Below are 13649 nucleotides of genomic sequence, written 5' to 3' on the forward strand. Positions count from 1 at the left end.
GGTGAGAAAATGCAATTTTTAACGGATCGATTACTTAAAGGAATGAATCCTGAACAAGCAGAAGCAATTAAAGCAACAGAAGGTCCCCTGTTAATCATGGCGGGTGCTGGATCTGGAAAAACACGAGTGCTTACTCATCGTATCGCGTATTTAATGATTGAAAAAGGGATCGCTCCTTACAATATTTTAGCCATTACCTTTACAAATAAAGCAGCTCGAGAAATGAAAGACCGAGTGGGTCAAATTCTTGGAGGAGATTCAGAAAACGTATGGATTTCTACCTTTCACTCCATGTGTGTAAGAATTTTACGTAGAGACATCGACCGCATTGGTTATAACCGCAACTTTACTATTTTAGATTCAACGGATCAGCAGTCGGTTGTGAAAAGTATTTTAAAAGATAAGAACTTAGACCCGAAAAAATTTGATCCTCGTGGCATTTTATCAGTCATTAGCTCAGCGAAAAATGAACTGGTAACGCCTGAGCAGTTTTCAAAAGATACAGGAAGCTTTTACGAAGAAACAATCAGTGAGGTTTTTACTGAGTATCAGCGCAGACTTCGTAAAAATTCAGCTCTAGATTTTGATGATTTAATTATGCAGACGATTCACTTGTTTGAACGAATTCCTGAAGTGCTAGAGACTTATCAACGAAAATTTCAATATATTCACGTGGATGAGTATCAAGATACGAACCGTGCACAATATATGCTCGTAAAACAGCTGGCTTCTCGATTTAAAAACCTTTGTGTAGTGGGTGATTCTGACCAGTCGATTTATCGCTGGAGAGGAGCAGACATCGCAAACATTATGTCGTTTGAAAAAGACTATCCGAATGCACAAGTGATCATGCTTGAACAAAACTATCGTTCAACGAAAAAAATTCTAAACGCAGCAAATGAAGTCATTCAAAATAACCCGAATCGCAAGCCGAAAAATTTATGGACGGATAATCAAGATGGCCATAAAATTACCTATTTTCGGGCAGATAGCGAGCAAGGTGAAGCGCAGTTTGTCACGGGTAAGATAAATGAAATGGTTCAATCAGGCAAACGTAAACGCTCAGATATCGCGATTCTTTATCGCACAAATGCTCAATCGCGTGTGATGGAGGAAGTGCTGATGAAATCCAACATCGATTACACGATTGTTGGCGGCACGAAGTTCTATGATCGTAAAGAAATTAAAGATATTTTAGGTTACTTGCGCTTAGTCGCAAACCCAGCGGATGACATTAGCTTAACCCGAATTATTAACGTACCGAAACGTGGGGTTGGGGCAACTTCAGTTGATCGTATCGGAAATTATGCGAGAGATAACGACATGTCCATGTATGAAGCGTTGGGGTTAGGGGATTTTATCGGAATAAGTCCTAAAATCGCTAAAACCGTTATGGACTTTCGAGATTTCATCACTAACTTCACTCAGATGCAGGAGTATTTATCAGTAACGGAACTCGTAGAAGATATTTTAGAAAAATCAGGCTATCGTGAAGCGCTAAAAAAGGATAAAACAATTGAATCACAAAGTCGTTTAGAAAATATTGATGAGTTTTTATCTGTTACAAAAGCATTTGAAGAGGCGAGCGAAGATAAAAGCTTAATTGCTTTTTTAACAGATCTTGCGCTTGTTGCAGACATTGACCAATTAGATAAAGTAGAAACGACGTCAGAGCTTGTTACATTGATGACTCTTCACTCAGCAAAAGGGCTTGAATTCCCTGTGGTCTTTTTACTCGGCTTAGAAGAAGGTATTTTCCCTCACAGCCGATCGCTAACGGAAGAGGTAGAGATGGAAGAAGAACGTCGTCTTGCATATGTGGGGATCACACGTGCGGAAGAAGAATTATTCATCACCAATGCTCAAATGAGAACCCTTTATGGGCGAACCAACATGAATCCAGTTTCTCGTTTTATTGCTGAAATCCCTGTTGAACTGATCGAAGAACCGATGAAAAAGGAATCTTCTTCAAATCCATTTGGCATGAGAGGGAAAAGCGGTAGTTCGTTTAGTCAAAATAGACCACAATCTCGTAGACCGGTTAGTCGCCCAGCCCCAAATACAACAGGTGGTAGCGATATCAGTTGGGGTGTTGGAGATAAAGCGGAGCACGGTAAATGGGGAACTGGAACGGTCGTCAGTGTAAAAGGTCAAGGGGACTCAATGGAGTTAGATATCGCATTTCCAAGTCCTACAGGTGTGAAGCGTCTGTTAGCTAAGTTTGCTCCTGTGAAAAAAGTGACTTGATGAAAGGAAATAGGCCTATGCCACGTTCAACTGTTGAAAAAAGAGTATCAGATCTTCAGGATTTACTAAGTCAATACAATTATGAATATCATGTTTTGGACAAGCCATCTGTTCCAGACGTTGAGTACGATAAACTTTTACATGAATTAAAAGAACTAGAGGAGAAACATCCAGATCTGATGACACCAGATTCTCCTACGCAGCGGGTTGGAGGAGCGGTGCTTGAGCAATTTACAAAAGTAGACCACCGATCGCCGATGCTTAGTTTAGGTAACGCGTTTAATGAAGATGATTTGCGCGATTTTGATCGCCGTGTCCGTAAGATAGGTGATAACGATAACCTGTCTTACATTTGTGAGTTAAAGATTGATGGATTGGCCATTTCTTTGCGTTATAAAGATGGGTTATTTGTTCAAGGTGCGACGCGTGGAGATGGTTCTGTTGGAGAAGACATCACGGCTAATTTAAAAACGATTCGTTCGATTCCATTACGTCTTAGAAAGCCTTTTTCAATCGAGGTTCGTGGTGAAGCGTTCATGCCGAAAAATTCCTTTGTTGCGTTAAATAAAGAAAAAGAAAAAAGAGAAGAAGAACCGTTTGCTAATCCGAGAAATGCAGCTGCAGGATCTTTGCGACAGCTTGATCCAAGAATTGCAGCGTCACGAAATTTAGATTTATTTTTATATGGAATTGGCGATCCAGGTGAAACAGGGATCACATCGCAAAGTCAAGGATTGGATCTATTAAGTGGTCTTGGATTGAAAACAAATAAAGAACGTAAAAAATTAAACACTATTGAAGAAGTAATCGATTATATCAATGAATGGACGGATAAACGGGCAGACCTGCCTTATGACATTGATGGTATTGTCATAAAGGTAGATTCACTTTCTCACCAAGAAGAGCTCGGTGCAACAGCAAAAAGTCCGAGATGGGCAATCGCGTACAAGTTTCCAGCTGAAGAAGTTGTTACGGTTTTGCATGATATAGAGTTAAGCATTGGCAGAACGGGGGTTATCACACCTACAGCCCTTTTAGAGCCAGTAAGAGTGGCAGGCTCCACGGTTCAACGTGCATCGCTGCATAATGAAGACTTCATTCGTGAAAAAGATATTCACTTAGGTGATCACGTAGTTATTAAAAAAGCAGGTGACATTATTCCAGAAGTTGTCACTGTAATTTTAGATCGAAGAACAGGAGACGAACGTGAATTTAAGATGCCAACGCATTGTCCTGCTTGTGAAAGTGAACTCATACAGCTAGATGGGGAAGTAGCATTGCGATGTTTGAATCCGAAATGTCCTGCACAAATTCAAGAAGGTCTCATCCATTTTGTGTCTCGTAATGCGATGAACATCGATGGACTTGGCGAAAAAGTTATCACACAGCTTTTTAGAGAAAAGCTCATTGTAGACGTAGCAGATTTGTATCGTTTAACTATGGAACAACTCGTAGGATTAGAACGCATGGGTGAAAAATCAGCTTCGAATTTGATTAAAGCGATAGAGAGTTCAAAACAAAACTCACTTGAAAAACTTTTATTTGGACTAGGTATTCGTCATGTTGGAGCAAAAGCGGCAAAAACAATTGCTCAACATTTTGAAACGGTGGACGATCTAGTGCAGGCAACAGAAGAAAAACTTCTTTTGATCAATGAAATTGGTGACAAAATGGCTTCCTCGATCGTCACTTATTTTAACAAAGAAGATGTGCAAGAACTCATTGAAGAATTAAAAGAGGTCGGTGTTAATTTAACCTATAAAGGACCTAAATTGCACAGGGCTCAGAACGTTCATTCATTCCTCTCTGGCAAAACCATCGTGTTGACTGGAAAATTGACCAAATTGACACGAGAAGGTGCTAAGGAGAGAATAGAAATACTAGGTGGTAAAGTGACAGGAAGTGTTAGCAAAAAAACGGATCTACTCATTGCGGGAGAAGATGCGGGATCAAAACTGTCCAAAGCGCAGGACCTAGGTATTGCCATTTGGGATGAAAATCAACTCCTAGAAGAAATCAACGAACAAGAGGTGTAAGTCATATGAAAAAATGGATAGCATCAACAGTGGGTGTTTCGATCCTACTTGGAGGATGTATACCTTCATTTCAAAAAGATGATAAAGTCACTCCAGAAAATGGACCAGAAGATGAAAGCCAAACGGTTATCATCCCTGATTTTCAAATATCAGATGAATATTATAAAACACCTGTCCCTTTTGAAGCATCCTTGTCCAGAGGAATGGTCGTACAAAATATTGATTCAAACTATGATATTGCCGAGTTTGAGAATGGGCTTCTGAGAATTGCTAAAAGAGAATTTTCCACTGGAGATTACTATTTTAAAGAAGGTCAGTTCTTGGACAGTGAGACCGTTTCCAGCTGGTTAAAACGTGAATGGACAGACGACCAGCTAAAAGAGCAGCTAGAAGATGATGAAGATGATATCACAACTGTAGAAAATCTTGGTCTAAATCCAAAGGATAGCCCCAGTGATGATCTAACCCGCGAAGAACGTGCAAAAAATAGTCCGGAGTATTTGGCTCAAATCTTGGAACATAATTTATATGGGGAAGAAGATGGTCAACTAGGTGGCGTTGTTATTGGTCTCGCGATGAACTCAGTTTATTATTATCGAGATGATGACGATCCGTTTGGACCAAGGTATAAAGAAGAGATTTCACAAGGTAAAATTGAAGAAGAGGGACAAAAAATTGCACAAGAAGTCATAAAACGCTTACGTGAAATATCTGCAAGCTCTCCTGATAAGAAAGAACTTGCTGAAGTTCCCATCACAATTGCACTTTTTAAACAAGAGCCAGAAGGCTCTGTTATTCCAGGTACTTTCTTTTATTACGCATCAGCAAATGAAGGTGAAAACACTTTAAGTGATTGGACGCCGGTTAAAGAGGATTATGTATTATTCCCATTACCTAAAGCAGACGAAAAATTTCTTGACGATGACACAACCTTCAAGAACTTTAAACAAGACATTGAATCCTATTTCCCGAAAGATAATAATGTCATAGGAAGAGGGTTTTACCAAGGAGACAAAATGTCTAAGTTGAAAATTGATATTTCAATTCAGTTCTATGGCAAGGCAGAAATCATTGGCTACACACAATATGTCGCGGGGAAAATTATAGACGACTTTCCTTCATCTTTGGATATTGAAGTGAATATTACATCAGGCAATGGACAAGAAGCGCTCATTTTAAAAGAGCCAGATGATACAGAACCATGGATTCATATGTTCAATAATTGAAACTAAAGAGCAAGCGGCTCGTTATTCTACAAATTTAATCAATTAATATTTTATGAACAGTAAGAAAGAAGGAGGGCAACATGCCCTCCTTCTTTTTTCATTGTTGTGGTTGTATATTCCAAATGTCTTTTGCATACTGACTCACAGTACGATCGCTAGAAAAGAATCCGGATTGAGCGATATTGTGAATGCTCATTTGGAGCCATCTATCACGATCACTATAGGCATCTGCCACATTTTCTTGTGCTTTTACATAAGCGTGGAAATCTTTTAATAAAAAGTACTGGTCATTCTCCATTAAAAGAGAATCAGAGATTGTTTCAAAATCATAAAAAGAATCACGAAAGAATCCTGATGTCAGTTGATCCACAACTTTTTTGATTCGACGATCATTATGATAGTAATCATGAGAATGGTAGCCACCGTGCTTTTCATATTGCATAACTTGATCAGCCTTCAGACCAAAGATAAATATGTTTTCAGGACCAACTAAGTCTGCAATTTCTACGTTTGCACCGTCTTGTGTGCCCAGTGTGATCGCACCATTCATCATGAACTTCATGTTCCCAGTTCCTGAGGCTTCTTTACTTGCAGTGGAAATTTGTTCGCTAACATTCGTTGCAGGAATGATTTTTTCCGCTAATGAAACATTGTAGTTTTCTAGAAAAACAACTTTTATATAATCTTTTGTCACAGGATCATTGTTCACTACTTTTGCCACAGAGTGCACTAGTTTTATTATCTTTTTTGCATAATCATATCCTGGTGCTGCTTTTGCCCCGAAAATAAACGTACGAGGGTAGGGCTTGTAAGATGAATTCTCTTTCATTTGATTGTATAAATACATGATATGTAACAAATTTAATAGTTGGCGTTTATATGCATGTAACCTTTTAATTTGAACATCAAAAATTGAGTTTTCATCAATTTTTAGATTGTTTCGGTCATGAATGATTCGTGCTAATTCCTGCTTTTTCTTAAGCTTAATCTCGTTAATTTGCTGTTGGTAGGAGGAATCATTTGCATATGAAGATAGCTTTTTCAATTCTTCTGTGCGATACACCCAGTCCGGACCAATTGCATTAGAAATGGCTGAGTTAAGCTCAGGATTTGCTTGCACCAACCAACGACGATGCGTAATTCCATTGGTTTTATTATTAAATCGATCAGGGTAGAACCCATAAAAATTTTTCATTTCCCTCATTTTCAAAATTTCAGTGTGGAGCTTTGCAACTCCATTTACACTATGACTACCAACAATTGAAAGATGCGCCATTTTCACATAACCGTGAGCGACAATGGCCATTTGTTCGATACGATCCCAATCCCCAGGATATTGTTCCCATAATTCTTTGCAAAAGCGTTTGTTGATTTCTTCAATGATCATGAAAATACGAGGAAAGAGAGGCTTGAACAACTCAACCGACCATTTTTCTAATGCTTCTGAGAGAATAGTGTGGTTCGTATACGAAATAGTATTCGTTACGATACTCCACGCTTCTTCCCATCGCATACCTTCCTCATCAATCAAAATGCGCATGAGTTCTGGGATGGTGAGAGCAGGGTGAGTGTCGTTAATGTGAATCGCTACATATTCGTTAAAATGATACAGGTGGTCATGATTCTTCTTGTAATCTCTAATAATGCTCATTAAACTAGCTCTTACAAGGAAGTATTGTTGTTTTAAACGCAAAATTTTCCCGTCATTTGAAGTATCATTTGGATAAAGATATTCTGAAATTTGCTCGGTGTCTCGTTTGTATTGCATAAAGTCTTTGTGGGGAGGGAAGTGTTTAGCTGGTTCTGCTCCCCAGAGTCTTAATGTATTTACTCGATCCGTGTCATAGCCGATCACGGGCATATCAAACGGCACAGCCAGGACTGTTTCAGCATGCTCATGAACGTAGGTTAGTTTTCCGCTTTTGTCGATCCATTGAACATCGCCCCAAAACGGAACTTCAATAGCAAGATCAGGTTTGCGAACTTCCCATACATTGCCGTTTCGTAACCACTGCTCTGGTAGCTCAACTTGGTATCCATCGATTATTTTTTGCTCGAAAAGACCGTGTTTATAACGAATTCCATGTCCATAACCTGATAGTTTGAGTGAAGCCATAGAATCAAGAAAACAAGCTGCTAGACGACCCAATCCACCATTACCTAGGCCTGCGTCTGCTTCCTCTTTTTCTAATTCACGAAGATCAATGCCTAATTCTTCTAACCCTTGTTGAACCATATCTTTTACGCCAAGATTAATAAGAGAACTAACGAGTAGACGGCCGAGTAAGAACTCAATAGAAAGATAATACACTTCTTTATGCTCGCCTTTACGCGATTCCTCATTTGATGCGATCCAATTCGTGCTGACGTGTTCACGCACCATCATGCCAAGTGCTTGATAGTGGTCTCGTTTTGTTGAGTTCTCAAAGGAGACACCGGATGATTGTTCCAGACGTTGTAGAAATGACGCTTTAAATCTTTCTTTATCATTGAACATAGATTTTAGCGCCTCCTTTGTAACTTAGAATAAAGATTAACATATTCACTTGCTGATCGAGCCCAGCTATAATCTCCTGACATCGCATTTTCCATGAGCGCAGGCCATGCTTTTTTATGCTGATAGAAGGATAGAGCACGCTTAATGGAGTGCTTCATATCGTGTGCGTTGTAATCGGTAAATGTAAAGCCATTTCCAGATAAATAAGTCTCATTTAACGATTGAACGGTATCATTTAAACCACCTGTTTCACGCACAATGGGGATGGTTCCGTATTGTAGCGAGATTAACTGACTTAATCCACATGGTTCGAATAATGATGGCATCAAAAAAAAGTCAGCGCCAGCATAAATACGATGCGCGAGCGCCTCACTGAAGCCGATGTAGACGCCTGTTTTATCTGGATAAGTGGAGGCTAAATGATTAAAATATTCTTCAAATTCAGGGTCACCACTTCCTAAAACAACGAGTTGAATGTTTTCTTCTTCTAAAAGCTCATGCATTATACGCTTGACAAGTGACAGTCCTTTTTGTTCAGTAAGCCGAGTTACCATAGCAATAACTGGAGTATCTTGAACGAGCGGTAGGTTAAACTCTTCTTGTAATGCTGCTTTATTTTCAGCTTTTTTTGCGAGCGTTGTGTGACTATAATTCGCTTCAATGAGCGGGTCTTTTTCTGGGTGATAGCTATCTGTGTCGATGCCGTTAATAATGCCCTGTAGCTTGAATGATTGCTCACGTAACAGTCCATCGAGATTTTCACCAAAGAATGGTGTTTGGATTTCATTTTTATATGTAGGGCTGACAGTAGTCAATGCGTTTGAAGTTAGAATGGCACCTTTCATAAAGCTTACAGAGCCATTAAATTCTAACTCACCTGAATGAAAATAGTGTGAATCTAAACTTAAAAGATCCTCAAGAATGCCTTGAGGGAATAAACCTTGAAACTGTAAATTGTGAATCGTAAATACAGTGCGAATATCACGGTAATATGGATCGTTACGGTATTTTCGATCAAGAAGGAATGGCACCATACCGGTATGCCAATCGTGACAGTGAATAAGATCAGGTTTAAAAGGGATCATTGGAATTGCTTCTAAAATAGCTTGGCAAAAAAATGAAAAACGTTCTCCATCGTCGTAGTGACCATACAGAGAATCGCGTTTAAAATAATATTCGTTATCGATGAGATAGTAAGTAATCCCGTCGTGAATGAGTGTTTCAATACCGCAAAATTGCTTTCGCCAGCCAACTTGCACGGTCAGTGATGTGACTTTTTTCGCTTTTGTTAACAGTTCATCGGGAATCAACGAATACTTTGGCAAGATTACGCGCACATCAGCATTTAGTTTTTTTAGTTCTTTAGGTAGAGCCCCAGCTACATCACCGAGGCCTCCGGATTTTACAAATGGTGCACATTCTGCCACTGCGAATAGGACTCTCACTTACTCACCGCCATTTCACGAACACTGCCCTTTCGAAGAACGAGTGGCTTGTCTGGTGTTCCCTTTAAAGTAACGCCATCTAATACACGTACATTTTTATCTAGAATGACATACTCTAGTGTACAATTTTCTCCAATATGACTTTTTTGCATGACGATACAGTTTTTAACGAGAGCTCCTTCGCCAATTTTCACAGCTCTAGAAATAATACTGCTGTCAACGTTGCCTTTGATCGTTGCACCATTAGCAATCATCGAATTTGTGACAACAGATTCTGCCGAGTAGCGGGTAGGAGGTTCATCTTTTACCTTTGTAAAAACGGGTCTGTCGCTTGAAAACAACTGGTTCCAAACCGAATGATCAAGAAGATCCATGGAGTGGTTGAAATAGGATCTTATCGAATTCATGACTGCAACATAACCATTATGGTTATACGTACCGATGTTGTAGTTATGCAATGTTTGATTGGCGACATCCGAAATACTAATAAATTGAGAGGTTTTGCGATTTTCAATAAGTTCAATCAGCAAGGATTTCTTCAAAATATACATTTCAAGGGATTGGTCATGGCTCATCAGCTCTGTGATATCGTGATCGTGAATCAAGTGCTCGGCCAACGCTTCCTCAATATCAACGTTTGTAATCACATAGCTATTGGCAATAAAGACATAATCTTGATGGCTGCGTTTGAAAAAATCAATATGTTGCTCTAATCGAGCAAATGAACCTACACTACTATTTTCATTCGGTTCAAAACAGGGAGGGAAGAAAAACAAGCCATTTTTTTTTCGATCTAAATCCCAATTTTTACCTGAACCGATGTGATCCATTAATGAACGGTACTGATGCTTCGGAAAAATGGCCACACTCTCAACGCCTGAGTTGACCATATTTGAAAGAATGAAATCAATGAAACGATAGCGCCCTGCAAATGGAATAGAAGCAGCAGAGCGGTTTAATGTAAGATCTTGAAGGCCTTCAATCAAATTGGTTGCATCGATAACTCCTAACAAGCGGCTCATGCGATCACGTCCTTTCTTAGCTGTTCAACCATATGTTCGGTCACCAGAATGATTTCTGTGGAACCATTTTCAGGTTCGATGGTGACCCCATCTGGAATAGTAATTTTCTCTGGTACGATGGCCCGTCTTACAATCGCGTTTTGTCCAATGACGGCATCAGGCATAACAACTGCTTCTTCGATAAAAGTTCCTTTTCCAATTTCTACGCCTTGAAAAATTACTGAATGTTGTACCTTTCCTTCGATATAGCAGCCTTCATTTACAAGTGATTCTCGAACCTCTGCCAAAGAGGATAGGTATTGTGTTGGTCGGTTAGGGTTTTGTGAATAAATTCGCCAAGAATGATCGAATAAATTCAATCCAGGATTTTCTTCGAGAAGGTCCATGTTGGCTTCCCACAAGCTTTTCACAGTCCCAACATCTTTCCAATAACCTTCAAATGGATACGCCATCAATCTTTTTCCTGCATTTAAAAACAAAGGAATGATATCTTTACCAAAGTCATGAGTTGAAGCAGTATTGATGTTATCCATTTCTAAGTATTTCTTTAAATATTCCCATTTAAAGATATAGATTCCCATTGATGCGAGGTTGTTTTTTGGATGAGCTGGTTTTTCTTCAAATTCTGTAATTTCCATATTACTGTTTGTATTCATAATCCCAAATCGACTTGCCTCATCCCAAGGAACTTCGATAACTGAAATTGTGGCTTCCGCTTCATTTTGAATATGGTAATCAAGCATTTTGGAATAATCCATTTTGTAAATATGATCGCCTGATAACACAAGAACGTATTCGGGGTTATAGTGCTCGATATAATTCATATTCTGATAGATTGCATTTGCTGTACCACTATACCATTTAACACCTGAAGCTTCTGTATAAGGAGGAAGGACAGTCACGCCTCCATTACGTCGATCAAGGTCCCATGCGCTTCCTATACCGATATACGAGTTTAATACAAGAGGTTGATACTGTGTGAGAACACCTACTGTATCAATCCTTGAATTCGTGCAGTTACTTAGAGTGAAATCAATAATGCGGTATTTTCCTCCAAATGGAACAGCAGGCTTAGCAATGCTTGTTGTGAGTGAGTGGAGCCGGCTCCCTTGTCCTCCTGCTAATAGCATTGCCACACATTTTTTCTTTACCATAATGTCACACTCCTTAGTCGCTAGTTTGGAGATCACTGAAAGGTCACTTTGACGGTTTCCATACGGTTATGCCGTATGGAGGTATTTGAATGGAAAAAGATTGATTACGGTTGTGCGCGTTTATATTTTGCGTCGCTATTTTGCTTTTATGGTCTTTACCTGTCCCTCCATAAGATTCAAGATTACTGTTAAACACTTCTTGCCACTTTCCTTCAAATGGAACACCAATTTGAAAGGAATCATAGGTGGTGTTGGTAAAATTGCACGCGATCAGAAGGGTTTGGTTTTTACGTTTACCTCGACGAATGAAAGTGAAAATACTTTGTTCAGCGTTATCTGCATCAATCCATTCAAACCCTTTTTGATCATGGTCGTATGCATGTAGTGCTTTCTCTTTGTGGTAAAAAGATAAAAGATCCTTTGTAAAACGATCCATTTTCGCATGAGACTCATAATCTTTTAAGAACCAGTCTAAACCTTGGACAAACTTCCATTCATCATATTGTCCAAACTCGGCTCCCATGAATAAAAGTTTTTTCCCAGGGTGGACCATCATAAAACTTAACAGCAGGCGAAGCTGCGCAAACTTTTCCCAATACTCTCCGGGCATTTTATGCAAGAGAGAGCGCTTTCCATGCACAACTTCGTCATGAGAAAGTGGTAAAATAAAATTTTCTGTATATGCATAAAGGAGTGAGAAGGTCATTTTATGGTGATGATGTTTTCTTTCGGACGGTGGCAGTTCCATATACGCCAACAGATCATTCATCCAGCCCATATTCCATTTATAATTAAAGCCTAATCCACCTTCGTGAACAGGCGATGTTACTTTTGGCCAATCAGTAGAATCCTCAGCCATCATCAGGAAATGAGGGTTCTCATTAAAGACTGCAGTATTCAACTCTTGTAAAAATTCAACCGTATACGGATTAGGTGCAGGTGGTTCACTGTTTGCCCAATAAAGCATATTGGCCACTGCATCCACACGTAAACCATCAATACGGAACATTTCCATCCAAAAAAGAGCATTCGAAATTAAAAAGCTCCGAACTTCTCCTTTAGCTAAATTAAAATTCGCTGTTCCCCATTCCAAATTTTCTCGATCGCTAAAGGTGTCATATTCAAACGTTGGTTCACCATCGAACATATAAAGACCATGAGCATCCTTGCAAAAATGTCCAGGCACCCAATCAAGCAAAACCCCAATATCCGCTTGATGGCAGTGATCAATGAAATACATTAAATCGTGCGGTGTGCCAAAACGACTTGTGGGAGAGAAGTAGCCAGTTCCTTGATACCCCCATGATGCGTCTAAAGGATGTTCAGTAAGCGGGAGTAGTTCAATGTGTGTGAACCCCCGCTGTTTAACATAAGGAATCAATTCATCAACAAGTTCTCGGTATGTAAAATAAGAGCCATCTTCTTTTGTTTTCCAAGAATTTAAGTGTAGTTCATAAATCGAGAGAGGTCTTTCGTAAATAGGGCGTCTTTTGCGGACACGTTGCCGATAAAGCTTGTCGTTCCAAGAGTAACCCTTGAGATCATACACAATCGAGGCGGTATTTGGACGGACCTCTGAATAAAAAGCATAGGGATCTGCTTTTAAAATTGTTTCACCATTTTTTGTAGTAATCGCGTATTTGTAGAGCTCCCCTTCTAAGTTATGATCGATGAGAAGTGTCCAAATGCCTTCATCATTCAATTTTTCAAGGGGATGATGAGTGCTGTTCCACTGATTAAAATCCCCAACAACTGAAACCGACTTTGCGTGAGGAGCCCAAACAGTAAAACGTGTAATAATATCTTTACGTGATTTAACCAACTGAGCACCGAAAAATCTGTGAGCTCGATGTAGTGTACCTTCATGGAATAAATGAACATCAAATTCGCTAGGTGCTAAGATCATGGATGGACCACATCCTTTCAAAAGATTTTCTAGTACTCTAGTAGTACATATTCTACAAAGACTTAGAAAAACCCTTGATAAAATTGCATTTTTTTAGAATTGTTCAAATTTTATTA

The 13649-nt window shown here is 39.3% G+C and carries 8 protein-coding genes; 3 read left to right on the forward strand and 5 right to left on the reverse strand.

Annotation, left to right across the window (positions count from 1 at the left end; translation table 11 throughout):
* The first annotated feature begins 9 nt into the window (after positions 1–9).
* Genes pcrA through AB1471_RS08795 form a run of 3 tightly spaced genes read left to right on the forward strand, consistent with a single transcriptional unit; the run spans position 10 to position 5509 of the window.
* Positions 10–2247 (forward strand): DNA helicase PcrA, encoded by a 2238-nt coding sequence (gene pcrA, locus AB1471_RS08785; RefSeq protein WP_367779384.1) that lies wholly within the window; start codon positions 10–12, stop codon positions 2245–2247.
* 17 nt (positions 2248–2264) lie between these two features.
* Positions 2265–4283, forward strand: a complete 2019-nt coding sequence (ligA, locus tag AB1471_RS08790) for an NAD-dependent DNA ligase LigA (RefSeq protein WP_367779385.1) — start codon at positions 2265–2267, stop codon at positions 4281–4283.
* 5 nt (positions 4284–4288) lie between these two features.
* Positions 4289–5509, forward strand: coding sequence for a CamS family sex pheromone protein (locus tag AB1471_RS08795; RefSeq protein WP_367779386.1), 1221 nt, complete (start codon positions 4289–4291; stop codon positions 5507–5509).
* Positions 5510–5606: 97 nt separating this feature from the next.
* On the opposite strand, the gene AB1471_RS08800 is transcribed toward AB1471_RS08795, so the two are convergent.
* Genes AB1471_RS08800 through glgB form a run of 5 tightly spaced genes read right to left on the reverse strand, consistent with a single transcriptional unit; the run spans position 5607 to position 13533 of the window.
* On the reverse strand, positions 5607–8006 hold the full coding sequence (locus AB1471_RS08800; protein WP_367779387.1) for a glycogen/starch/alpha-glucan phosphorylase: 2400 nt from the start codon (positions 8004–8006) through the stop codon (positions 5607–5609).
* Positions 8007–8011: 5 nt separating this feature from the next.
* Positions 8012–9451 carry a glycogen synthase GlgA gene (glgA, locus tag AB1471_RS08805; protein ID WP_367779389.1) on the reverse strand — a complete coding sequence of 480 codons (1440 nt, stop codon included), beginning with the start codon at positions 9449–9451 and terminating at the stop codon, positions 8012–8014.
* Complete coding sequence (locus AB1471_RS08810; RefSeq protein WP_367779390.1) at positions 9448–10473, reverse strand: GlgC family sugar phosphate nucleotidyltransferase; 1026 nt, start codon at positions 10471–10473, stop codon at positions 9448–9450. Before AB1471_RS08810 ends, glgA begins: the two co-directional genes overlap by 4 nt.
* Positions 10470–11627 (reverse strand): glucose-1-phosphate adenylyltransferase, encoded by a 1158-nt coding sequence (locus AB1471_RS08815; RefSeq protein WP_367779391.1) that lies wholly within the window; start codon positions 11625–11627, stop codon positions 10470–10472. Before AB1471_RS08815 ends, AB1471_RS08810 begins: the two co-directional genes overlap by 4 nt.
* Positions 11628–11670: 43 nt before the next feature.
* Positions 11671–13533, reverse strand: coding sequence for a 1,4-alpha-glucan branching protein GlgB (gene glgB / locus AB1471_RS08820; RefSeq protein ID WP_437342350.1), 1863 nt, complete (start codon positions 13531–13533; stop codon positions 11671–11673).
* Positions 13534–13649: the final 116 nt, after the last annotated feature.

The organism is Jeotgalibacillus marinus (genome assembly GCF_040801915.1).
GTDB lineage: Bacteria > Bacillota > Bacilli > Bacillales > Jeotgalibacillaceae > Jeotgalibacillus > Jeotgalibacillus marinus.

Excerpts from the sequence above, each read along its gene's own strand:
- AB1471_RS08795 (WP_367779386.1), top strand. The coding sequence starts at position 4,289 with ATGAAAAAATGGATAGCATCAACAGTGGGTGTTTCGATCCTACTTGGA.
- glgB (WP_437342350.1), bottom strand. The coding sequence starts at position 13,533 with ATGATCTTAGCACCTAGCGAATTTGATGTTCATTTATTCCATGAAGGT.
- pcrA (WP_367779384.1), top strand. The coding sequence starts at position 10 with ATGCAATTTTTAACGGATCGATTACTTAAAGGAATGAATCCTGAACAA.
- ligA (WP_367779385.1), top strand. The coding sequence starts at position 2,265 with ATGCCACGTTCAACTGTTGAAAAAAGAGTATCAGATCTTCAGGATTTA.
- AB1471_RS08815 (WP_367779391.1), bottom strand. The coding sequence starts at position 11,627 with ATGGTAAAGAAAAAATGTGTGGCAATGCTATTAGCAGGAGGACAAGGG.
- AB1471_RS08810 (WP_367779390.1), bottom strand. The coding sequence starts at position 10,473 with ATGAGCCGCTTGTTAGGAGTTATCGATGCAACCAATTTGATTGAAGGC.
- AB1471_RS08800 (WP_367779387.1), bottom strand. The coding sequence starts at position 8,006 with ATGTTCAATGATAAAGAAAGATTTAAAGCGTCATTTCTACAACGTCTG.